Origin of the sequence: Nucisporomicrobium flavum (assembly GCF_016464385.1) — a bacterium.
Classification (GTDB): domain Bacteria; phylum Actinomycetota; class Actinomycetes; order Mycobacteriales; family Micromonosporaceae; genus Actinoplanes; species Actinoplanes flavus_A.
This window is the reverse complement of record NZ_JADMLH010000014.1, coordinates 100,211-124,023: the sequence shown is the minus strand read 5'-3', so window position 1 is coordinate 124,023 and position 23,813 is coordinate 100,211. Positions and strand designations below refer to the sequence as shown.

The 23,813-nt window shown below is 73.6% G+C and carries 12 protein-coding genes; 2 read left to right on the top strand and 10 right to left on the bottom strand.

Annotated features, from left to right (window positions below; translation table 11 throughout):
* Positions 1–3: 3 nt before the first annotated feature.
* Together IT780_RS28965 and IT780_RS28960 are read right to left on the bottom strand one after the other, a co-directional pair.
* On the bottom strand, positions 4–627 hold the full coding sequence (locus IT780_RS28965; RefSeq protein ID WP_199514966.1) for a helix-turn-helix transcriptional regulator: 624 nt from the start codon (positions 625–627) through the stop codon (positions 4–6).
* A 129-nt stretch (positions 628–756) separates the two neighbouring features.
* Positions 757–1,128, bottom strand: a complete 372-nt coding sequence (locus tag IT780_RS28960; RefSeq protein ID WP_199514965.1) for a hypothetical protein — start codon at positions 1,126–1,128, stop codon at positions 757–759.
* Between the two features lie 344 nt (positions 1,129–1,472).
* On the opposite strand from IT780_RS28960, the gene IT780_RS28955 reads away from it, so the two are divergent.
* Both IT780_RS28955 and IT780_RS28950 read left to right on the top strand, forming a co-directional pair.
* Entirely contained in the window at positions 1,473–3,809 is a 2,337-nt protein-coding gene (locus IT780_RS28955) for an ATP-binding protein (RefSeq protein WP_199514964.1), read from the top strand.
* A 55-nt stretch (positions 3,810–3,864) separates the two neighbouring features.
* Entirely contained in the window at positions 3,865–7,314 is a 3,450-nt protein-coding gene (locus IT780_RS28950) for an ATP-binding protein (protein ID WP_199514963.1), read from the top strand.
* Here the strand turns inward: IT780_RS28950 and IT780_RS28945 are convergent.
* The 8 genes from IT780_RS28945 to IT780_RS28910 are packed head-to-tail and all read right to left on the bottom strand — an operon-like array spanning position 7,301 to position 23,763.
* The gene (locus tag IT780_RS28945; RefSeq protein ID WP_307831436.1) at positions 7,301–7,609 is read right to left on the bottom strand and encodes a YbaB/EbfC family nucleoid-associated protein; all 309 of its coding nucleotides are present in this window, start codon (positions 7,607–7,609) and stop codon (positions 7,301–7,303) included. The genes IT780_RS28950 and IT780_RS28945 overlap by 14 nt on opposite strands.
* A 46-nt stretch (positions 7,610–7,655) precedes the next feature.
* Positions 7,656–10,958, bottom strand: a complete 3,303-nt coding sequence (locus IT780_RS28940) for a right-handed parallel beta-helix repeat-containing protein (RefSeq protein WP_199514962.1) — start codon at positions 10,956–10,958, stop codon at positions 7,656–7,658.
* Entirely contained in the window at positions 10,955–13,651 is a 2,697-nt protein-coding gene (locus IT780_RS28935; RefSeq protein WP_199514961.1) for a hypothetical protein, read from the bottom strand. Before IT780_RS28935 ends, IT780_RS28940 begins: the two co-directional genes overlap by 4 nt.
* A 6-nt stretch (positions 13,652–13,657) precedes the next feature.
* Complete coding sequence (eccB, locus tag IT780_RS28930) at positions 13,658–15,013, bottom strand: type VII secretion protein EccB (protein ID WP_199514960.1); 1,356 nt, start codon at positions 15,011–15,013, stop codon at positions 13,658–13,660.
* Positions 15,014–15,019: 6 nt separating this feature from the next.
* The gene (gene eccD / locus IT780_RS28925; protein WP_199514959.1) at positions 15,020–16,426 is read right to left on the bottom strand and encodes a type VII secretion integral membrane protein EccD; all 1,407 of its coding nucleotides are present in this window, start codon (positions 16,424–16,426) and stop codon (positions 15,020–15,022) included.
* On the bottom strand, positions 16,423–20,397 hold the full coding sequence (gene eccCa, locus IT780_RS28920) for a type VII secretion protein EccCa (protein ID WP_199514958.1): 3,975 nt from the start codon (positions 20,395–20,397) through the stop codon (positions 16,423–16,425). Before eccCa ends, eccD begins: the two co-directional genes overlap by 4 nt.
* Positions 20,394–20,780: a hypothetical protein gene (locus IT780_RS28915; RefSeq protein WP_199514957.1), complete on the bottom strand. Its 387-nt coding sequence runs from the start codon at positions 20,778–20,780 to the stop codon at positions 20,394–20,396. The genes eccCa and IT780_RS28915 overlap by 4 nt, the downstream gene beginning before the upstream one ends.
* Complete coding sequence (locus IT780_RS28910; protein WP_199514956.1) at positions 20,773–23,763, bottom strand: hypothetical protein; 2,991 nt, start codon at positions 23,761–23,763, stop codon at positions 20,773–20,775. The genes IT780_RS28915 and IT780_RS28910 overlap by 8 nt, the downstream gene beginning before the upstream one ends.
* Positions 23,764–23,813 lie beyond the last annotated feature (50 nt).

Sequence of the window (23,813 nt, the reverse complement as noted above, 5' to 3'; positions counted from 1 at the left end):
TCGTCAGATCATGCCGGCGCGCAGCGCGTACGCGACCGCGTGCGAGCGGTTACGCAGCTTGAGCCGGTGAGTGACGCCGTAGATGACGTTCTTCACCGTCCGCTCGGAGTAGCACAGCTCGCCGGCGATCTCGTTGGTGTCCAGCCCGTCGGCCATCAGCCGCAGCACGTCGATCTCGCGCGGGGTGAGCCCGGACGCGTTGAGCCCGTTCGGGGTGAGCACGTCGCGCTGCAGCCGCTCGATGTGCTTGAGGAGCTCGCCGACGAGGTTCGGGGGCATGACCCCGCCGCCCTTGGCCGCGGTGAGCACGCTGTGCACGAGCCGCTCGGCGGTGACGGCGACCCGGGGCAGGATCGCGACGACCCGGCACTCGACGGCGGTCAGCAGCTCGCTCTCGGTGATCTCGTTGGTGATGAGCACGACCGGCGAGCCGATCTCGGCGGCCGAGCGGCGGAGCATCGCGACCACGTCGCTGGTGAGCCGGTCGCAGGAGACCACGAGGACCTTGGCCTCGGCGCGCTCGCTGCTGCGCAGCAGCGTCAGCTCCGGCCGGGACTGAAGATAGCTGGCGATGCCGGCCTGGCTGAGCGGGTCCGAAGCCTGCAGGGCAACCCGAACCTGTTCCACTACTACCTCCGCTTTGGTCGTTATGGCGGGGCAAGTGTGGCGGAAGGCACCTTCAGAAAACCTTCATGCCGTCTCCAGGTGTCGTGAAGGTCGTGAAGAGACCACACATCGACGCAGGTCAACACCGATCTATAAGATGGATTGCCCATCGATCTCGGCGCGGTCACCGGGCCGGCGCCCGCGGGCACGCCGCAGGGCCTCGATGTATTTCGGCAGTTCCGTGACCGCCTGTTCGAGCCGCCCGGGCGCCAACTGGTCGGCGAACATCGCGTCGACCACGTCGTTCGCCAGCTCGTCGGGGAGCTCGTCGACACGCTGCGGAGGCGAGTGCTGCCAGATCCGTAGGATCCGCAGCCGCGCCCGGATCAGCGACAGGGTCCGCTCCAGACCGGCGATCGCCTGGTCCGCGCGGACCGGGTCCACGACGAGACGACCCTCGGCGGCAAGCGTCAGGAACAGCTCACCGGCGAAGGGCGCGGACGACTCTGCATCGGGCGGCACCCCGGAAGTCCATCAGCACCGGCGGCCCACCGGAAGGCATCGGGCTCCGCGATGCCCTGGCCGACCGCCTTTCTTGCCCCCGGCGCCGCCTGTTACCCGTCGGTACAGATGGGCGTCGATTGGCGTCGTTGATCGGACGCGGTTAAGAATGACGTGAGACCAGGACGACCCGCGCGGGTATCGAACCTTGCGCGTCAGGGGTAGAAATGTCTTCGCGCGTGAGGGATCGCGGCGACGCATCACGAGGCACCTAACGGGGACGTTGGTCGGCGGCGGGCGGAAGCTTGTAATTTCAACCGTCGAGGTGAGCGGGAGAGATCCCACGACGACGAGGTTGGGAAGCCATGTCGGCAGAGCACGAGGGCATCGACCTCCGGTTGCTCGGCCCGGTGCGGGCGTGGCGGGACGGCACCGAGCTGCCGCTCGGCTCGGCCCGCCGCACGGCGGTCTTCAGCGTGCTCGCGCTGCACGCCGGGCACGCGGTCTCCCGCGAGCAACTGGTCGCCGCGGTCTGGGGTGAGGACCCGCCCGCCAGCGCGACCGGCAACGTCTACACCTATGTGTCCGCCCTGCGCCAGGTCCTGGAGCCGGCCCGCGACCGCTGGGCCGCCGGGCAGATGCTCACCTCCGGCGGCGGGACGTACCGCCTGCACGTACGCCCCCAGGACGTCGACGTCTTCCGGTTCGAGGCGCTGCGGGAGGAGAGCAAGCGCAGCCGCCGGGCCGGCGACCTGCACGGCGAGCTCGCGGCCCTCGAGTCGGCCCTGCGCCTGTGGCACGGCGAGGCGCTCGCCGGCGTGCCGGGGCCCTACGCTGAGGCCCAACGCCTGCGCCTCACCGAGCTACGGCTCGCCACCGCCGAACGGCAGGCCGCGGTACTGAGCGGGCTCGGCCGCCACGACCAGGCAGTCACGGTGCTGCGCGGTCTCGTGGAGCGGTACCCGTTGCAGGAGAACCTCCAGGACATGTTGATGGCCGCGCTGCACGCGAGCGGCCGGCGCACCGAGGCCCTCGGGCTGCAGGCCCAGCGGTCCGGGGCCACCCGGGTGACCGCCGGGGGCGAGGACACGACCGGGGCCGCGCTCCAGCGCACCACCGACCGTGCCGCGCTGATCGGCCGGGACGCCGAGGTGCGGTTCCTGCGCCGGGCCGCCGCCGAGGCCGCGGCCGGGCGGGGCCGCAGCATCCGCATCGAGGGCTCCCCCGGCATGGGCAAGTCGGCGCTGCTCACTGTGGCCCTGCGCGGCGCGACCCCGGTGGGCTGTCGCACGGGCTGGGCCGTGGGAGACGAGCTCGCCCGGCGCATGCCGCTGGGCGTCCTGCTCGAGTGCGTCGAGTCGGCCATGGCCGGCGACACGGCCCGTACGGTCGTCAAGCAGCTGTTCACGATCGCCGCGGACACCCTCGACGGGGTGATCGCCGGCACGGTCGACCGGGCCGTCGCGGTGATCCGGCAGGCCGCCGAGGAGGCGCCGCTGATCCTCGTCGCCGACGACCTGCAGTGGGCCGATCCCGGAACACTGCGGGTGTGGGCCGCGCTGCACGAGTTCACCGCGGAGCTGCCGCTGCTGCTCGTCGCCGCGGCGCGCCCCGGGTTCGGCGAGCTGGACGGCATCCCGGCCGACGAGGTGCTCGACCTCGCGCCGCTGACCACCGAGGCGGCGACGGCCCTGGCCCGGGCTGTCGCCCCCGAGCCTCCGGACGGCGAGACACTGCGGCGGCTGCTCGGCGACGCCGGCGGGAACCCGTACTACCTGCGGCACCTGGCCGCGGCCGAGCCCGGCGACGACCGCGCGGCCATCCCGGCCGACCTCGTCACCGCGATCGGCACGCAACTGGCCTCGTTCACCGAGGAGACCCGGCAGCTGCTGCGCGCGATCGCCTTCCTCGACGCCGCCGACGCGGAGGACGCCACCGAGCAGCCGCAGCAGGACACGACCCGCGGCGAGCCCGCGCGCTGCACGGTGGGCGAGGTCGCCGCGGTGACCGGCCGGCCGGCCGACGAGCTGCTTCGCGCGTTGGAGCCCGCCGTCGCCGCTGGGCTGGTGGCCCGCTCCGGTGACCGGCTGACGTTCCGGCACCCCGTGGTCTGCCGCGTACTGCACGAGGGCACCCCCGCCTCGCTGCGCGTGATGCTGCACCGCTCCTTCGCCGAGCGCATCGCCGACGCCGGCGGTCCGCCCGAGCGGGTGGTGGCGCAGCTGCTCGCCGGGCCCGTACCGCTCGACGGCCCGGTGTCCCGCTGGCTCAGCGAGCACATCGAGCAGCTCGCCGGCCGGGCGCCCCGGATCGCCGTCACGGTGTTGCAGCGGGTGCGCTCGCAGCACGTGGCCGACCCCGGCGAACGGCTCGTGCTGACCGCGTGGCTGGCCCGGCTGCTGCTGCGACAGGGGGTCAACGCCGTGGCGGAGGCCAACTGGGTGGCCGCGCGGACCGCGGACCTCGACCTCGAGGGCGAGATGCGCTGGGTGGCCGCGGTCGCGCACGAGCGGCGCGGCGAGTACGACGCGGCGGCCGAGATCGCGCGCTCGGTGCTCAGCGAACGGCGCATCCCGGTCCGGTGGCTGGACCGGTTCCGTATCCTGATCACCCGGTTGCGGCCGCACCTCTCCGGGAACCCGACCGTGCCGCACATGTCGCGGGCCGCGCTGCTCGGCGACGAGGTTTCTGTTATCCGGTGACACACCGGTGGTCCCCCGAGATTGAGGCGTCCTCGTAGTGAGAAACGGAGGACACGTGGCGACATCGTCCGACGACCGGCTCCGGGTGTCGGTGCTGGGCCCCGTACGGGCCTGGCTCGGCGAACGGGAGATCGATCTGGGCCCGGCGCGGCAGCGTGCACTCTTCGCCGTCCTGGCGGCCGGCGCGGGGCGGTTGATCGGGCGGGACGAGCTGATCGAGGGCGTCTGGGGCGAGAAGCCACCCGCCACCGCCACCGGCAGTGTGTACACGTACATCTCGGGGCTGCGGCGCAGCCTTGCCCGCGGATCGTCGCGGTCCGGTCACGAGCTGCTGACCTCCGGCCCTTCGGGGTACGCGCTGAGCCTGGTCCCGGAGGACGTGGACAGCGAGCGGTTCGTGGCCCTCTGCGCCGAGGCGGCGGAGGTGCAGGCGACCGGCGACCTCGCCGCCACGGTGGCGAAGCTCGACGAGGCGCTGAGGCTGTGGCACGGCGACGCGTACGCCGGCCTCTCGGGCAACCGTCTGGAGCTGGAACGCGCCCACCTCGGTGAGCGCCGCCTGGCCGCGGTCGAGCAGCGCGCCCGGATCCGCATGGAGCTGGGGGACGACGGGCTGGTCGCCGACCTCGCCGGGCTGGTCCGCGACCACCCGCTGCACGAGCCGCTGCACGAGTTGCTGATGCGCGCGCTGCACCGCACCGGCCGTCAGGCCGAGGCGCTCGAGGCCTTCCGCAACGCGCGCCGCACGCTCATCACCGAGCTCGGCGTGGAGCCCGGCCCCGAGCTGCGCGAGCTGCACCGGCTGATCCAGGAGGGCCCCGCCGAGCCCGTCCGGCCGGTGCCGCAGGTGGTGCCCACCCAGGTCGCCCGGGCGCTGCAGGACGGCGTCGCCGGGCGCTCGCTCGTCGGGCGCAGGGCGGAGCTGAGGGAGCTGCGCGAGCTGGTCCGCGACGTCGCCGACGGGCACGGCACCGCCGTCTGGATCGAGGGCGAACCGGGCATCGGCAAGTCCGAGCTGCTCACCGCCGCCTTCGCCGAGGCCGGGGCCGCCGGGTGCCAGCTGGCCTGGGGCGTCGCCGACGAGCTGGACCAGCACGTACCGCTGCAGGTGGTGACGCGGGCGCTCGGCCTGGAGACCACCTCGTCGGATCCGCGGCTGGCGGCGCTGGCCACCGAGCTGCACGGCACCGACTCCGACGACACCGGGCCCGCGGCGGTGGCCGACCGGGTGCTCGCGTACGTCCGGGCCGCCTGCGCGCTCGCGCCGCTCGTGCTGGTGATCGACGACCTGCAGTGGGCCGACGAGTCCAGCGTGCTGTTCTGGGACCGCCTGGTCGCCGCCACCCGGCGGCTCCCGCTGCTGCTGGTGGCCGCCGCCCGGCCGGAGCCCAACGGCCGCGAGCTCGCCCAGCTGCGCCGCGGCGTCCAGGCCCGGCAGGGGCACGTCCTGCTGCTGCAGGCGCTCTCCGCGGAGGCCGTCGAGGAGCTGATCGCCGAGCTGGTCGGGGCCCCGGTCGGGCCCAACCTCGCCATGATCATCCCCCGCTCCGGCGGCAATCCCCTGTGCGCCCGGGAGCTCACCACGGCGCTGTTACGCCGCGGCGTGGTCCGCATCGAGAACGGCCGCGCCGACATCGACGACTCCGTCCGGATCGACGCGCCGCGCTCACTGCTCGCGGTCGTACGCGCGACGCTCGACTTCCTCAGCGACGACACCCAGGAAGTGCTGCGGATGGCCGCGCTGCTGGGCGCGGAGTTCGCGGTCGACGACGTGGTCGCGGTGACCGGCCGGTCACCGTTCGACCTGATGGCCAACCTCGAGGAGGCGCTGGCCGCCAACGTGGTGGTCGACGCCGGCACCGACCTCGCGTTCCGGCACCCGTTCCTGCGCCAGGCCCTGTACGAGAGCATCCCCGCCCAGGTCCGCGCGACCCTGCACCGGCACACCGCGGAGGTGCTGGACCGCGGCGGCAGCCCGGTGACCCGGGTGGCCGAGCAGCTCGCCGCCGAGACGCCGGTGGTGGACGCGTGGGTGGTCTCGTGGCTCGCCGCCCACCACGCCGAGGTGGTCAAGCGGGTGCCGCGGATCGCGCACCAGCTGCTGCGGCGGGTCCTCGCCACCGAGCTGCCCGATGCCGCGCAACGCGAGACGCTGCTGGTCGCCCTGGTCAAGCTGGACTTCCGGTACGACCGTTACCCGATGGACGAGGCCCGCGAGGCGCTCGCCATCGCGACCGACCCCGCGGACCGGGCCGAGATGCGGCAGCTGCTCGCCGCGATGACGTTCCGCCGCGGCGATGAGGACACGGCGATGTCCCTGCTCAGCAACGCGGTGCACGACCCGGCGGTGCCGGAGATCTGGCGTACCCGGCACCGCGTCCTGCTGGCCAACTTCCGTCGCGGCGGCCTCGACGACCTGGACCGGGCCGACCGTACGGCCGCCGCGGTGCACGACGAGGCGGTGGCGGCGGGGCAGCCGTACGAGGCCGCCTTCGCGCTGCAGACCACGTGGCTGACCAACTCGATCCGCCGCGACCACGAACGCGCCCTCGAGTACGTCGACCGCGCGCTCGACATCATGCGCGACCACCCCGACTTCGCGGGCATGTACTTCGACCTGCTCGACAACCGGATGTTCACGCTGCAGAACCTGGACCGGCTGGACGAGGCCGAGCGGACCCTGCGCGAGGCCGCCCTGTTCGCGATCCGGCACCGCCTGCCCGGCAGCCTCCAGGTCGCCTCGGCGGTGCAGTACTACTGGCTGGGCCGCTGGGACGACGCGCTCGCGGAGGTCAGCGCGGTCACCGACGACGCGCCCGGCATCACGTTCCTGGGCACGCGGGAGCCGGGCGCGGTCACCATGCTGCTGCACGGCGTCGCCGCGCTCATCGCCGCGCACCGCGACGACTCCGACCTCGCCGCCGGGCACCTGGACGCGGCCGACACCGGACCCGCGACCGACGCCGAACGGGAGAGCTGCGACTTCCTGCTCGTCGCCCGCGCGCTCGTGGCGGAGCAGCAGCACCGGCCCGCCGAGGCACTGGATTTGCTGGCCCCGCTGCTGGTGCCCGAGTACGCCCCGATGATGCTGCGCCACCAGTGGCTCCCCGACGCGATCCGGCTGGCGCTGGAGCTCGGCCGTACGCCCATCGCCGAGCGCGCGGCCGCCATCTGCGCGGAGGAGGCCGCCAAGGAAGTACGGCCGGCCCGCGCATTCGCCGCCGCCGAACGGTGCCGCGCGCTGGTCGCCAACGATCCCGAACCGGCCCTGGCGGCCGCCGCGCACTACCGGGCCGTGGGCAGGGTGCCGGAGCTGGCGGCGGCCCTGGAGGACGCGGCCGTGCTGCTCGCCGCCAACCGCCGCCCGCACGAGGCGGCCCGGCACGGCGCCGAGGCCGCGGAGCTCTACACGGTCCTGGGCGCCCGCTGGGACCTGCGCCGCACCCGCCGCCGCCTGGACGACTACGGGGTCCTGCTGGAACGCGACGTGGCTAGGAGAGGCTGACCTCGACCTCGCCCATGCGCTGACCGACGAGGTTGCCGGCGTTGGTGCCCGCGGCGCGGATCGCCTCGAGGATCGCCTGCTGCAGCTTGTCCCGGTCCTGCTCCTCGAAGACCCGCTGGTCGACCTTCACCGCGCTGACCCGGCCCATGCCGTTGCACAGCACGGTGATTGTGCCGTCCTCGGAGCGGCCAGTGATGAGGGCGCGCTCCAGCTCGGACCGGGCGGCCGCCATCTGGTCTCGATAGGACAGTGCGGTCTTGACGATGTCCTCGAAGTCGAACTTCGGACCGGTCACGGTTCCTCCTGCGAAGAATGGGGTCAGCCGACGGCGGTGAAAGGGGTCAGCCGACGGCGGCGAGGCCACCGGACTGGCGGGCGGCGGCCCGGCCGGGCTCGGCGCGGTTCAGCAGGCCGTTCAGGTCGGCCAGGGCCAGCGTGCGGGACGCGGCGGTCCGGGTCAGGCCCCACGAGAACAGGTGGGCCGCGCGTACGGTCCGCTCCGGCAGCCCCGCGGCGAGATCGGCCAGCGCGGCACGGACGTCGTCGGGCACCTCGTGGCCGCGGCGCACCAGGTGCCGCACGACGATCTCGGCGAGTTCGGCGGTGCTGTACGCCGGCACCGCCCACTCCTGCCCGAACACCTCGTCGATGCCGGGAACCGTGGCCCGTAGCTCCCGCAACGCCTCGGCCTCGCCGATGAGCACCGTGACCGGGTCGCCCATGCCGGCGCGCATCTGGTCGACCAGCGACTCGACGGCCTCAGCGCCCCGGCCGCTGCCGTCGTCGTTGTGCTCGACGACCAGCACCCCGCCCTCGGCGTCGCGCAGGGCCGCGCGGACCAGGCTGCGGGCCTGACCGGGCCAGTGCGGGGCCAGTTCGTGCCCGGTCGACACCCGGACCAGGTGGCCCACGGGAACCAGGTCCAGTTCGGACAGGCCCGCGGCGTACAGGCGGGCGAACTCGCTGCGGCCGCTGCCGGACGGGCCGCTGATCACCACGTTGCCGTGCTTGCCGTACGCGCGGCGGCGGTTGCGCAGCTCGCACAGCTGCAGCAGGGACGACCCGGCGGCGTCGCGGACCGAGGCCGCGCCGACCAGCTCGCACATGCGGCGCCAGGAGCGCGCCGCGTTGATCGCCGCGGCGGGATTGGTGGCGACGTCGGGCTGGGCGGACTGCTCGACCGGCAGGTCCTCCAGCAGCGCCAGCTCCGGTGCGAGGTCCTCCGCGGTGAGCCGGTTGAGCTCGGTGTCCTTCGCCGGCGGCGTGGTGGCCAGGCGGGACGCCTGATTGTTGATCATCGCCTCGAACAGCTTGCGGGCGACCCGGCCGTTACCGAACGTCGAGTTCTTCGGGATCCGGGTGAAGTACGTGGTGAGCGCGTCCACCGCGTCGTCGGTCAGCTCGTAGTAGTGCTTGCTGCACAGGTTCGAGGCGATCGTGACCAGTTCCTCGACGGAGTAGTTCGGGAACTCGATCGTGCGGGTGAAGCGGGAGGCGAGACCGGGGTTGGACTCGAGGAACCTCTCCATCAGCTCCGAGTAGCCGGCCACGATCACCACGAGCTCGTCGCGGTGGTCCTCCATCATCTTCATCAGCGCGTCGATGGCCTCCTGCCCGAAGTCCGGGCCGGAGCCGCCCGACCCCGCCGACAACGTGTACGCCTCGTCGATGAAGAGCACCCCGCCGAGCGCCTTGGTGACCAGCTCGGTCGTCTTGATCGCGGTGGAGCCGATGTACTGCCCCACGAGGTCGGCGCGGGCCGCCTCGATCATGTGCCCCTTGGAGAGGATGCCCAGCTCGGCGAGGACCGAGCCGTAGAGGCGGGCGACCGTGGTCTTACCCGTACCGGGCGGGCCGGCGAAGACCAGGTGCCGGCTCATCGGCGGCATCGGCAGGCCCATCTGCTGGCGCACCTGGGACATCTTGATGAGGTTGATGAGCGCGGTGACCTCCTGCTTGACGCCGCGCAGGCCGATCAGCGAGTTGAGCTCGCGCAGCGGCGCGCTGAGCTCCGACTCGGCCTCCGGCTCCGGCTGCTCGTCGCGCTCCTCGTGCCGGGCCACCGGCTCCGGCCCGGCCGCGGCCGGCCGGCTGCCCGTGTCGAGCGCCTCAACGGTGAGCTGGGCGTCGGCGGCGCGGCGGACGTCGTCGCCGCCGTTGTCGCGGACGGCGCACCGGCTGATCGTCACCGGCTCCGCGGTGTCGACGCCGAACCCGGCCGTGCCGCTGCCGAGCACCTCGCAGTCGGTGAAGGCGCCGCGGCCACCGCGGTCGAGGCGGACCCCGTCCTGGCGGGCGCCGCGCACCCGGACCTGCACGGCGGTCACCGAGCCGCCCGAGCCGACGAGGATGCCGTCCGCCGACGCCTGAGCGATCTCGCTGTCGCGCACCTGCACGGAGGCGTCCCCGACGCGCAGGCCCGCGCCGCGGAGCACCGCCGACCGCAGATCCAGGGTCGCGCCACCGGAGGCGGCCACGCTCGCGGCGCCCGTACCGTCGAACCGGGCTTCGCGGATCGTGGCCCGGGAGCCGCCGGACACGTCGAGCGCCGGCGCCCCGGCGGCGTCGAGCACCAGATCGGAGCCGTCCACTGTGGCTTCGTCGCGCACGATGAGCCCGTTGCCCTGGCTCACCTCGGCGCGCAGCCGGCTCATCGTCAGCTCCGCCTTGGCGGCCGCGACGGCCAGCGACTCGGTGGTGCCGCGTACGGTCAGCCCGGCGAACCGGGGAGCCGCCTCGCCCTCGGCGTTGACGCCGATCTTCGAGTCGGTGATCGTGCAGTCGGTGAAGACCGGCGCCGCCTTGGCGGAGATGTGCGCGGCGGTGTGCCCGGTGGAGGCGAACGTGCACCGCTCGAAAGCCGGCTTGGCGCCGTCGGTGATGTGCGCCGCCTGCAGCGCCGCGCCGGTGAACGTGGAGTCGGTGACCACCATGTCGACGTCGCCGCGCACGAACGCGTCGACGTTCGCGCTCATCCGTACGGTCAACCGGTTGATGCGGGCCCAGGCCCGCTGCTCGACCACCACGGCCGGCTTGCGGGCGCCCGTGATCTCGCAGTTCTCCGCGGTGAACCGGGCGTCGCCGTTCACGCAGATGCTGTTCGCGACCGTGTCCTGGATCGTGCAGCGGCGCAGGGTCAGCGAGCCGTGGTCGCAGACGACCACGCCGGAGGTGCCGATGTCACTGAGGGCGGTGTCCTCGACCGTGCTCATGCCGGGCGCCGCCACGACGATGCCCGCGCCGCCGGGGTTGCGTACCTCGCAGCCGCGCAGCGCGACCGAACCCTGCAGGCGCGCGAGCAGCGCGACCCATGACGCGCCGACGACCTTGCAGTTGTCGAGCGCGACCTCGCCGGAATAGACGTCGACCGCCGCGAGCTTCGGGTCGGCGCTGGACAGTGTGATGCCCCGCAGCTGCGCCCCCTCGCCCTGGACGGAGAGCACACTGCCCTCCTCGACGTGCACCTCGACGGGGCCGCCGGCCTCCGCGCTGATCGTGATGAGGTTGCCGACGACGAGCTTCTCCGCGTACCGCCCGGGGTGCACGGTGATCGTCGCCCCGCGTTCGGCCCGCGCCAGCGCGGCGCCGATCGTCGGGAGGGCGCCGGGAGCGCCGCCGCCCACCACCAGAACCTGCCGGCTCATCCTCGGCTCCTCTCCGCGGCCACGGGCGGGACCAGGCCGGGCAGCACGCCGAACCGGCCGGCGGCGCCGGGGCCGACCCGCCGGCGCGACTCCACGCCCGCCCAGCGCTCCATGCTGCGGCGCAGCGCGGTGACCGCCAGCTCGTCCAGCGAGACCCGGTTGGCGTCCACCCGGCCGCTGTCGTCGATCTCGTTCGTCCCGATCTCACGCATCAACACCGCGCCGCGCTGGTCGCCGGCGGGCTCACGGAGCTCCAGGATCTTGAAGTTGGTGCCGGGCAGGAACAGCACCCGGTCCTCGGCCCGCTCGTCGCCCTCGGGCTCCAGCAGGTTCGTACGCCGGGCCGTCATCGACCAGATCAGGACGTCGGTGTCGCCGTCCTGGGCGGAGCACGGCCCGGTCAGCGCGGCGACGAAGCCCCAGTCGGTGATGAGGCGGCGCTCGCGGTACAGCTCCCACTCGCGCGCCGACGGCGACGAGCGGAACACCGTCGTCCCCCGGTACGAGGGCAGCCGCGACAGGCCGGAGGCCACGCACCGGGCGAACGGCACGTGCGGGCCGTTGCCGCCGGACCGCAGCCCCGCGTCCACGCCCGCACCCCGCGGGGACAGGTAGAACCGCACCGCGACGGAGTCGGCGAGCACGTCGTCGGCGGTCAGCGAGCCGCCGCCCTGCATGCCGGGGTGCTCGGACATGAGCCGCGACACCGAGCTCGCCATGGTGTCGAACTCGCGGCTGAGCGTACGGCGCAACCAGCCGCGCTCCTCGTCCAGCGGCCGCCGGGGCAGCAGGGCGGACGCCTCGGAGGCCGGTACGACCTGCAGCCGGGCGCCGCCGTCGGCCGCGGCGGGCGGCACCGGGGCGGCTGGTGCCGGAGCGACGGGTACGGGCGAGGGCGGTACCGGCGGCTCGTCCGGGGCCAGGGTGTGCAGCTTGCTGGTGCCGAGGTCCGCCGGGTCCGGCAGGTCGACCTGTGCCACCTCGAGCGCGGGCGACGGCGCAACCGGCGCAGGCGGCGCGACGGGTGGCGCGACCGGCGCGGGTGGCGCGACCGGCGCGGGTGGCGCGACCGGCGCAGGCGGGGTGACGGGCCGCGCGACCGGTGCCGGGGCCTCGACGGCGGCGGGCTGCGCCGGCCGGACGGGCTGCTCGACCGGTTCCAGCCGAGCCGGCAGCGGCACCGAGACCTGCTGCTGCGGCACTGCGACCGGCTCCGAGACCACGGGCACACCCATCGTCGGCGCGATCCGCACCGGCTCTGCGACGGGCGCCGGCGGCGCGATCTGCACCGGCTCGGCGATCGGCGCCGACACCAGCTCGGCGACCGGCTGCGACGGCGGCGCGCTCTCGTGCACGGTGGCCGTGATGACCTGCGCGGGAACGTCGGTCTCCTCGCCGAGGACCGCGCGCGCCTGCCCGGCCGGGCGTACGCCGGGCACCAGCACGGACGCGGGGAACAGCACGCTCGCGCCGGCCGCGTTGCTCTCCAGCCTGGCCGCGAGGTCCTCGGCGAGCTCGCGCATGCGGGCGGCCCGCTCGTCCACGGTGTCGTCGAAGATCAGCGTGCTGCCCTCGGGGTCGAGCGCCGCCGCGCGGACCCGCTCGGCGTTCGGCGGTTCCTCGGGCGAGCGGATCCAGAGGCCGGCCTGGACCACCTCGACCACGGCGTCGGGGGCGTACCAGTAGACCCGCTTGGCGATCTCCTCGGTCCACTTCAGCGGCGGCCGGTGGCTCACCACGAGCGGGCGGCGGGCCTTGGAGTTGGGGTGCGCCCGCGGCGCGTACCCGAGCTCCAGCGCGAACGGCGCCCAGCCCAGCACGCCGTCGGGGCGTACGGTGCGGATCTCGTACTTCTGCGGCGCGCCCACCGGCACCCCGGTGTAGCAGATGATGTTGGTGCCGAGCTGGTCCGCCAGGGTCTGGCCGAACGACTCGCCCTCGGGCAGGCGGACGTCGCCGTACTGCACGAAGCGGGTACGGGCCCGGCTGTCGTCGTCGAGCTCGCGCCAGAACCGGACCACGTCGTCGAGGGAGAGCGGCGCGGTGCCGGGGCAGCCCAGCAGCACCGTCATGGTCTCCGGCTGGCACGGCACGTCGGCCACCAGGCGGGCCCGGTGCTCGGCGACGATCTCCGGGTCGCGGACGTCGTGGATCCACACGCCGCCGGGCAACGGCTCGATCTCGCCGGTCGAGCTGGACGCCTTGCGGTCCACCACCGCCCGGTCCCAGGCCGGGGTGGGGTACCGCTTCGCGTCCCAGGTCGGGGGCTTGCCGGGGCGGAACCGGACCCAGCCGCTGCCCGGGGCGGAGTGCACGAACAGCGCGCCGGCCGAGCCGCGGACGAGCTCACCGTCGGGCGCGATGACCGTACGGTTCAACCGCTCGGACAGCCACTGCCCGGCCATCGCGGCGGCGTTGCGGTGCTGGCCGCAGGCCACGAGCCGGATGCCGCGCCGCCGCCGGGGCAGCACGCCGGCCATGGATTCCCAGGAGCTGATCGGCATGCCGGCGCCCAGGTCGAGCACCACCACGTCGTTCTCGGCGTCCTCCACGACGCTCAAGGCGAGCGACTGCGCCTCGGAGCTGATCGCGTCCTCGGCGTGCAGCACGAGGGCGTTGCCCACGGTGTGCTGGACGACCCCGCCGGGGCCGCCCTTGCCGCCGCGGAGCAGGCTGCGGATGCCGGTTGCCATGACGATCTACCTCCCTGCGCCGCCGGCGACGGCGGCTCGGCTCAGCAACGGTCCCTGCGGCAGCGCCGCCAGCAGGCTCCGGGGGAACGGGACGAGGCCGACCTTGTCCAGCTTCAGCGCCGAGGCGGTCTGCTGGTCCGCGAGGGGGTACGCGACCCCCTCGTCGGAGATGAGCGACGCCTCGGCGCGGAACTGCGACGTCTGCGGCACGGGCGCCACGACCATGCCGGTGGCCGGGCGGACGTACACATAGGGCTTGCCCTGGTCGGTCACCGCCGACTGGCCCCGGCTGGTCAGGACCGGCATGCTCGCGACGACGTCCTTCGCGACGGGCTGCTGGCGCAGGCAGAGCACCCGGTCGCCGGCGTCCTGCCAGCGCAGGGCGGCGAGGTCGGGCAGCCGGTCGGTCAGCGACCGGTCCGCCGACCGCGGGGCGTCGACGATGGCCGCCGCGTCCACGTCGACGGGCCGGCCGCCGCGGTCGGCGTCGGCGAGGAGGAATTCCGTACGGCTCAACGGCGCCAGCCCGTCGCGGCGCAGCACGAACAACTGCTCGTCGCCCACGGCGGGGCGCTGCCGGAACAGGGTGCCGACCGGGTAGCGCTTCCCGCCGACCTTGGGCCCGTTCGACCCGGCTCCCTCGATCTTCGCGGGGCCGAGGGCCGGGCCGTCGAGCAACCAGTCGAGCCACATCTGCGGCGCGCGGGTGGGCCGTACGTTCGCCGCGCCCAGCGCCACGAGCACGGCGTCGTCCTGCACGAGGAACTTGCGGCCCAGAGCGATCAGATAGGTCTTGCCACCGCCGCGAACCACGCTGAACCGGTCGGCAGGCAACGGCTCGGAGGGCGCACGCGGGTCCAGGTTGACCCCGAGGCCGTCGACCGGGTCCTCGACCACCGAGCCGGGCAGGCAGGTGAGCCAGGGCCCGGACACCAGGTCCTTCGCCGTCGGTACGGTCTGCGGCGCGTTCGCGATGCCGATGGCCGGCCCGCGCGGGATGTCCTTCAGCGAGTTCTGCGAGATCAGCTTGACCTTGGCCGACGCGCCCTGCACCAGCATCGCCGAGGTGAGGTTCGGGGTGGGGCGCAGCATGCCGTCGAGGTAGACGTACCGGTTGCCGCTCTCCTTCTCCACGAGGATCGCGCCGGCCTGCCGGAACGCCTTGCTGCCGCCCGGGACGATCCAGCCGTAGACGGCGAAGCCGCCGGCCACCAGCACCACGACGAGGATGCCGAGCAGAACACCGGTCAGCGCCCGGCGGCCCGGGATCTCCGCGCTGGTCGGGTCACCCTCGACGAGCGCGGAGCTGAGCCGGCCCATCATGAAGGTGTGTGCGTGGACGTGGTCGCGCTGGGTCTGCATGCCGGCCTACCCGAACAGCCCGCGGGCCCAGGCGTACGTGCCCATGACCTGTGCGAGCACCGGCAGGACCGCCACGCCCGTCGCCACGTCGAGGAACGTGGCCGAGTACTCCCAGAACGGCAGCAGCCGGCGCGGCCACGGTCGCAACGCGGCCAGCACGAGCGGCACGATCGCCGCCAGCAGGCCGCCCAGCAGCGCGTACCGCCAGCCCGGCGTCCACAGATCGGAGAACTTCATGATGACCATGAGGTAGCCGACGGTACCGGCGACGACGAGCGCGATCCGTTGCCACAGACCGAAGAAGGTACGGGCGCGCAACAGGATTGCACTGGATACCACCAGCACCATCGTCCAGCCCGACCACCCCGGCACCTGCATGGTGAAGAAGAACATGACGGGCAGCACGAACGCCGACGAGCACATCGCCACGGTCAGGTACGTGTCCGCGTGGTCGGCCCGTTCCCGCACCTGGTCGGAGGGGACCGGCTCGATGTCGTACGACATGTCCTCGCCGGTCTTGGGCAGTTGCGGGCCCCGCAGCCGGGACAGCTTCACCGCCACCCGCGGCGCCAGCACGATGACCGCGAAGATGAGGGCGATCGCGGTGGCGGCGGTGCGCTGCGTCGTCATCGCCGAGCCGGTGCGCAGCAGCAGCACCCCGATCACCACGAGCCCGGTCACCCCGACCACCAGCAGCGAGGCGAAGGGCAGGCCCGGGATCACCGTACGCTGCAGGAGCAGCAGCAGCGCGACCACGACGACGCAGGCCACCGAGCCGGCGAGCACGGCGGGACCGGTCCAGGCGATGCCCTCGGGATCCCCGTCGACCGCGCTGGAGGCGGCCAGCGCCGCGAACCCGCTCGCCGCCGAGCTGAACAGCAGCGCGAACGCCCCGTCCGTCAGCTTGCGGCCGGCCACGAGCGCGGAGGTGAAGAAGATCGCGGCGAGCACCCCGGCGGCGACGACCTGCGGGAGCACCGGGCCGCGGTCGACGAGCACGGCCGAGATGGCACCCATGGCCACGACCGAGAGCAGCAGGAACAGCACCCGGCGGTACTCGGGCTGCCACCGGTCGTCGCGCCGGTTCACCACCGTGGCGACGCCCTCGGCCAGGTCGTCGAAGTCGAGCTCCGGCAGCGGGTCCTCGGCCTGGCGCAGGTACAGCTCCTCGCCTTCCAGCCAGTCGAGGCTCTCCGGCGTACCGGTCAGCTCGAACGGCGGCTGCCCCAGCCGCTGCAGCACCCAGGCGCCTTCCGGGGTGTCCGCGTCGGGCCGGCGGCCCGCGGTGGTGTGGTGCAGCAGGACGGGCAGCAGCGTGGCCACCGTGGTGGTCGACGGCACCGCCAGGTCGACCTTGCGCTCCGGTCCGATGACGGTGATCCGGCAGAGCTCGCCGGTCGTGGCCGTGGTCACCCGCGGCTCCCTTCGCTGACGAGGCCCGTCTGCATCAGCTTCACGCCGCGACGGGTGACGAGCTGGGCGCGTCCCGCCGGCAGCCGGCGCGGAGGCGCCTCGCCGAGGAATCTGCCCTCTTCCTTCGGGTACGAGAACAGGGTCGCCGGGTTGCCCAGCTCCCAGATACGGCGCACGACCGGGTCCATCATGGCCCGCATCGCGCTGGACGTGCTGCGCGCGACGATCACGTGCAGTCCGATGGAGACACCCTGGGCGAGCAGCGGGAGCAGCGGTTCCAGGCTCGAGCCGACCCCGACGCCCTTGGTCATCAGGTCGTAGTCGTCGACGACGACGAACAGCTCGGGCCCCTCCCACCAGTCGCGCCGGCGCATCCGTTCGGACGAGATCTCCGCGCCGGGCACCCGCCGGTTCATCGAGACGGAGGCCTGGCCGGCGAGCTCGTACAGCGCGTCGCCGGTGATACCCGATCCCACCTGGTACGCCGCCGGAATGGCGGTGTCGAGGTCGCGCCGCGAGTCACCGAGCACGACCTTCGCCTGCTCCGGCGTGTAATGCCGCTGGATGGCGCGCAGCACCAGCCGCAGCATGTTCGTCTTGCCGGTCTCGCTGTCACCGAACACGAGCATGTGCGGCGTGACCATGAAGTCGTGCCAGACCGGCTCGAGCCGCTGCTCGTCCTGGCCGATGCACACCTTGAAGTCCGGCTGCGGGTCCGGGAGCTGGTCGGCCGGCAGGCGGGTCGGCAGCATCCGTACGGCCGGAGCCGGCGCGCCGGTCCAGAACGTGCCGATCTCCTCGACGACCGACTTGGTGGCCTCGGCCAGGTCGCCGGTCTCCGAGCTGCCGTCGGTGCGCGGCAGCGCGCCGAGGAAGTGCAGCCCGTCGCCGGTGAGCCCGCGGCCCGCCTGGTTCGGCACCGTCGCGGCCTTGCGGGAGCCGACGTCGGACTCCATCGGGTCGCCGAGCCGCAGCTCCAGCTTGGTACCCATGAGGTCGCGGAGCCAGGTCCGCATCTCCGACCAGCGGGTGGCGGTGACGACGACGTGGACCCCGAACGACAGGCCGCGCGAGGCGATCTCCTGGAACTTCGTGTCCAGATCCATGAAGTCCTGCTTCATCGTGTACCAGCCGTCGACGACGAGGAACACGTGGCCGAACGGGTCGTCGATCTCCCCGCGGGCCCGCGCCGCCAGGTACGACGTCATGGAGTCCAGCCCGCGCCCGGCGAACTCGGCCTCTCGGCGCTCCATCACCTGGAGCACCTCCTCGAGCGTGCGTACCACCCGGTCGCGTTCCATGCGCGTCGCGATCGAGCCGACGTGCGGCAGGCCGGCGATCGAGGCCAGGCCGCCACCGCCGAAGTCCAGCCCGTAGAACTGCACCTCCCGCGGGGTGTTCGTCAGCGCGAGCGACAGCACCAGGCTGCGCAGCAGGGTCGACTTGCCGCTCTGCGGGGCACCGGCGATGCCGACGTGTCCGTCCGCGCCACCGAGGTCCACTGTGAGCAGCTCGCGCAGCTGCTCCTGCGGCCGGTCGACGATGCCGACGGGCACCCGCAGGCGGCCCTGGGCGGACGGGTCCGCGACGGTCATGCCGCGTACCGGGTCGGGGACCACGCTGGGCAGCAGCGAGTCGAGGCTCGGCGCGGACGACAGCGGCGGCAGCCACACCTGCCGGGCCGGCGGTCCGGATCCGGCGAGCCGGTTGAGCAGCACCTCGACGAGGCTGGGACCGGACGGCGTCTCGGCCGCGGCCTCCTCCTCCGCCGGCGACTCGGCGGGGCGCGCCCGGCCCGGGTCGTGGCGGACCGCGACCTGCCGGGTGGTGAAGGGGACGATCTCCTCGGCCACAGCCGGCTCGTCGCCCGCCTCGGCGCCGCCGATCAGACCCTTACCCGCGTACGGGCCGGACACGTACGCCGACTTGAACCGTACGAGGTTCGTGGTGTCGACCTTGAGGTAGCCGTTGCCGGGCTCGGGTGGCAGCTCGTACGCCTTGCCCACGCCGATGACCGCCCGCGACTCCATCGAGGAGAACGTCCGCAGCGCCAGCCGGTACGACAGGTGCCCCTCGACCCGGTTGATCCGCCCCTCGTCCAGGCGCTGGGAGGCGAGCAGCAGGTGCACGCCGAGGCTGCGGCCCAGCCGTCCGATCGAGACGAACAGGTCCATGAACTCGCCCTTGCTGGACAGCAGCTCGCTGAACTCGTCGACGATGATGAGCAGCACCGGGAACGGCACCAGCTGCGCGCCGTTCGCCCGGGCCTTCTCGTAGTCGAACAGCGAGGCGTACCCGCTGGCCCGCAGCATTTCCTGGCGCCGGGTCATCTCACCGTTGAGCGCGTCCTGCATGCGGTCGACCAGCGGCAGCTCGTCGGCGAGGTTCGTGATGACCGCCGAGGTGTGCGGCAGTTTCTCCATGCCGATGAAGGTCGCGCCGCCCTTGAAGTCGACGAGGACCAGGTTGAGGATCTCGGAGCTGTGGGTGGCGGCGAGCGCGCAGACCAGCGTCCGCAGCAGCTCGCTCTTGCCGGAGCCGGTCGCGCCGATGAGCAGGCCGTGCGGGCCCATGCCGCCCTGCGCGGACTCCTTCAGGTCGAGCTCGATGACCTCGCCGTCCTCGGTCACGCCGATCGGCACCTGCAGCCGGTTGCGCTGCGGCAGCCGGGACCGCCACAGCTGCTGGACGTCGAACGTGTTGGCGTCGCGGATGCCCAGCAGCGTGGTCAGGTCGAAGCTGGTCTCGAGCGGCTCCTCGACCACGTCGAGCGTGCCGCTGGTGCGCTTCGGCGCGATGAGCCGGGCCAGCGACTCGGCAGGCACCACGCCGAGGGCGTCGCGGACGGCGGAACCCACCGTCTCGCCGGCCGGGAACTCGACGACGTCGTCCTTCATGGTCAGTCGCAGCACCTTGGGGCCGCCGGGCATGGCGCCGGTGAGGTCCAGCAGCACGACGTTGCGCAGCCCCGCGCCGAGCAGCCGCGAGCTGTCCGGCAGGTCGGCCAGGTGCGCGACGATCACCACGAACGGCTCGGTGGACGACGGCCGGGTGGACCGGTCGTGGTCACCCCGGTCGGTCACCTCCGGCCCGAGCAGGTCCATCAGCTCGTCGTGGGCGCCGGCGAAGAGGCGTACGGGTCCCGCGGCGTCGAACGCGGTCGGATGGGCGTTGTGCGGCAGCCACTTGATCCAGTCCCAGTTGCCGCGGTGCACCTCCGGGGCGAGGACGGCCACCCGCAGGTCGTCCGGGGCGTGGAAGGTGACCAGCTGCGCCACCATCGCCCGGACCAGGTCCACCGCCGCGTCGGCGTCGCCCTCGAGCTCGATCGAGGTGAAGCTGCGCAGGCCCACGGAGACCGGGATGCCCGACACCGTCCGGTACGCCTCGGAGAACCGGCGCAGCGAGATCGAGGCCAGCGGCTCCAGGTCCTCGATGGGCTTGGTCTGCGGCGGCAGGAACCGCAGCATCGCGCCCTGCCGGCCGAGTCCGATGCGGACCCGGCCGAAGTCGTCGTGGCTGGGCCGCCGCTCCCACAGCCGGGAGCTCATCGCGACCGACCACAGCCACTCCGGCTGCGGGTTGTTCCAGAGCACGAACTGGCGCTGCTGGTCGGCGGCCGCCCGGGCCTGCTTGCGCAGCTGGGCGATGTACCGCAGGAAGTCCCGGCGTTCGCCGCGCATCTTGCGCTTGCGGTCGGAGGCTGCCTTGCCGATCTGCATGACGCCCATGAGCAGCATGCCGACGGCCATCGCGCCGCCCATCACGTACATGATCGGGGCCCGGCTGTAGAGGCCGAACATCGCCATCATGGCGCCCATGCCGAGGCCCATCGGCACGATCATCGCGAAGGAGCGGAAGTCGAGCGGCGCCTCCTCCGCCATCAGCGGCGGCTCCTGGAGCTCGATCTCGCCGTCGGGCGCCTCGGGGCCGGCCGCGCGCGGCGGTCGCTTGACGGTGACCGTACTCATCCGAGCATCCCGCTGTCCGCGCCGCCGCCACCCCAGACGGACTCGTCCTGGCGCAGCAGCTTCACCGAGTAGCGGTCGTTGCGGTAGCGCTCGGCGATCCGGTCCTCGTCCTCGTCATTGCGCTCGTCGGACGCGCCCAGCGACGGGTGCCGGGCCGCCTGCCGCTCCTCGGCCTCCTCCCGCTCCCGGGCCTCCGCCTCCTCCTTCTCGCGCTTGCGCTGTTGCTCCTGCTCCTTCAGGTACGCCTCGGTCTCGGCGAGCGTCAGGTCCGGCCCGCCGCACTGCATCGGGAACTCGTTCTCCTCGAACATCGGCGCGGTCGCGGAGCGGTTGCGCCGCCACACCGGCAGTCCCGACGTCGCGCCGGGCTCGTGGTCACGCATCGGTCAGCCTTTCCTCACGCTCGGGCCCGTCGCCGTGCAGCCACCAGGACTGGCCCGTGTCGTCCCACGCGGACCGGTCGCCGTTGCCGTCGTCGGCCCGCAGCACGGGCACCCGGTCGTCGGCCGGGGCGCCGGGTTCCACCGGCTCGCCGCGCTGCTCACCGGCCCACGCCGGCTCCTCCTCGGCCAGCAGCTCCGCGGCTTCCGGGCGTTTCGCCTGCTCCCGCTCCTCCGGTTCGGGCACACCGGTCAGCACCGGCGGGATCCCCACCCCGGGCACCGTCACGCCCTCGTGCCAGCCGGTCGCCGGGTCCACCGGTGGTGGCGGCACGACGCCCAGGCCGGCACCGCCGGGAGCGGCGCCCTGAGGCGCACCGGGTTCGTCGCCGGCAGCGCCGGTCTCCCACTCCTGCGGATCGCCGTCGACGAGCCCGGCGGAGTCGGGACGTTCCGCTTCCTTCTCCCGCGGTCCGGCGCCGCCGGCCCCACCGGGAAAACCAGGCATCATCGGTACGCCCGGAGCGAGCGTCCCGGGGTCAGCCGGGCCCTCCACCGGGGCGGGCGTCCCGTCCGCCGGGCTCTCGACCGGCGCGGGCGGTCCTCCGGCGAGGCCCATGCCGCCGGGGGCGCTGCCTCCGGGCGCGTCGGGCACGCCGCTCGGATCGCCGGGCTGCCATTCCGCCGGATCCCCGTCGACGAGCCCGGAGGCGTCCGGCCGCTCCGGCAACCCGCTACCACCGTTTGCGGGCCCACCGCCCGGCATCCCCGGCATCGGCGGGATCCCACCGAGACCCGCACCGCCGGGAACCGCACCGCTCGGCGCGTCCGGTACGCCGCCGACCTCGCCGGGCTGCCACTCCGTCGGATCGCCGTCGACCAGGCCGGAGGCGTCCGGGCGTTCCGGCAGGCCACCACCGGCACCACCGCCCGCGGGACCACCACCGGGCATCCCCGGCATCGGCGGAATCCCGCCCAGCCCCGCACCACCCGGCACCGCACCGCTCGGCGCGTCGGGGATGTCGACGCCCGTACCTGGAGACTCCCAGTCCGACGGCTGGCCGTCCACCAGGCCGGAGGCATCCGGGCGCTCCGGGATGCCACCACCGGCACCGCCACCCGCGGGACCACCACCGGGCATCCCCGGCATCGGCGGAATCCCGCCCAGCCCCGCACCACCCGGCACCGCACCGCTCGGCGCGTCCGGGATGTCCACACCCGAGCCCGGCGACTCCCAGTCCGACGGCTCGCCACCGACCAGGCCGGAGGCATCCGGGCGCTCCGGGATGCCACCACCGGCACCGCCACCCGCGGGACCACCACCGGGCATCCCCGGCATCGGCGGAATACCACCCAGCCCCGCACCACCCGGGTTCGCGCCGCCCGGTGCGTCCGGCACGTCGACCGCGCCCGTACCCGGGGTCCAGTCGTTCTCGTCACCGCCGAGCAGGCCGGAGGCGTCCGGCCGCTCGGGGATCCCCCCGCCGGAACCGCCGCCCATGCCGCCACCGGCCGGGCCGCCACCGGGCATGAACGGCATGCCGCCGCCCGTACCCGGGGCGTTGACGCCGGGGCCGAACGCGTCGGACGCGCCCGGGGCGCTCGGGATCGTCGGCGGGTCCACGTCGCCGATCCCGCCGGCGCCGGGTCCGCCCCCGCCGACGCCGCCGGCACCGGGCAGGTCGTCCAGGCCGGGCGCCTTCGGCACCGAGGGCGGGTTGACGTCGCCGAGGCCCGCCCCGGGGCGGTCACGGTCACTGACGCCCGAGGCGCCCGGACCCTGCGGCACCACCGGCGGTATGAAGCCGGGGCCGGTACCCGTGCCGGTGCCCGTACCGGGCGGGCCGTCCACCTGCGGGACGTCGAAGTTGCCGTTCCCGGAACCCGGGCCGTCCAGCCCGGGCGGACCCTCCACTTCGGGCGCGGTGAGGTTCTCGGGCCCGTCGCCCAGCGCCGACATGTCCGGCGGACCGTCCACCGAGGGCGGTTTCACGTCCTGCGGGCCGCCGTTCGGGTTCTCCAGACCGGGCGGTCCGTCCACCCCCGGCGGGGTCAGGTTGTTCCCCGGCGGGGTCAGGTTGTTCCCCGGCGGGGTCAGGTTGTTCCCCGGCGGCGTGAGGTTGTTGCCCGGCGGCGTGAGGTTGTTCCCCGGCGGGGTGAGGTTGTTCCCCGGCGGCGTCAGGTTGTTGCCCGGCGGCGTGGGCAGCGGCGGAGGCTTCAGCGTGGTGAGGTTCGGCGGCGTGATCGAGGTGAGGTTGAACGGGTTCGACGGTATCGGGGCCGCCGTGATCTTGGGATCGCCGGTACCGGTCGGCGGCGTCACCGCGCTGTACGTCATCTGGTACTGCGTGGCGAGCTGGTCGACGACCTGGGCCATCTGCTCGGTCATCGGCTTGGCGAACCGGGTCTTGCTGATGGCGACCCCGTTGCTGCCCGTCGGTGCGCCGTCGGCCGACGCGATCTGCGCCCACGCCACGTCGATGTGATTGATCGCGTCCTGCGCCCAGGCGAGGTACCGGGCGCTGTTCCACAGCTGGTTGGGCACCGACTGGGTGCCGTTGGTGCCGTCCGCGCCGGCGATGTGCTCGGCCTGGTTACCGAGGAACTCGGCGAACCAGTCCATCTTCGCGAGGAAGGCGTCGGCCGCCGGCCCCTGCCACGCCTTGTCCTTGCCCGCGATGGCGTGCGAGTGGTCCCGCAGCATGTTCTCGAGCCAGCTCAGCGTCTGGTACGCCAGCTGGAACGCCCCCGACGCGTCGGCCAGCGACTGGGGATCCACGAGCGACTTGGCCAGCGCCCGGGCGTCGTCGTTGCCCAGCGCGGCGCCCCCGTACACCGACGCCTTGATCTTGCGCCAGCCGGGCGGGTCCTCGTGCACCCACTTCTTGTAGTCCTCGAGGTCGGAGACGTCGATCTGCTCCTGCATGAAGGTGGCAGACGGGTCGACGTCCCTCTGCCAGTTCTCCTTCTTCGGATCCTCGGGCATGGCGGGAGTTCTCCTCCAGGTAGGACTACGTGCGCGGGGCGGGGGCGGCG

Bases quoted from the DNA above. Each gene is read 5' to 3' on its own strand.
- IT780_RS28915 (WP_199514957.1), bottom strand. From the start codon at position 20,780: ATGCGTGACCACGAGCCCGGCGCGACGTCGGGACTGCCGGTGTGGCGG.
- IT780_RS28935 (WP_199514961.1), bottom strand. From the start codon at position 13,651: ATGGCAACCGGCATCCGCAGCCTGCTCCGCGGCGGCAAGGGCGGCCCC.
- eccB (WP_199514960.1), bottom strand. From the start codon at position 15,013: ATGCAGACCCAGCGCGACCACGTCCACGCACACACCTTCATGATGGGC.
- IT780_RS28940 (WP_199514962.1), bottom strand. From the start codon at position 10,958: ATGAGCCGGCAGGTTCTGGTGGTGGGCGGCGGCGCTCCCGGCGCCCTC.
- eccCa (WP_199514958.1), bottom strand. From the start codon at position 20,397: ATGAGTACGGTCACCGTCAAGCGACCGCCGCGCGCGGCCGGCCCCGAG.
- IT780_RS28910 (WP_199514956.1), bottom strand. From the start codon at position 23,763: ATGCCCGAGGATCCGAAGAAGGAGAACTGGCAGAGGGACGTCGACCCG.
- IT780_RS28955 (WP_199514964.1), top strand. From the start codon at position 1,473: ATGTCGGCAGAGCACGAGGGCATCGACCTCCGGTTGCTCGGCCCGGTG.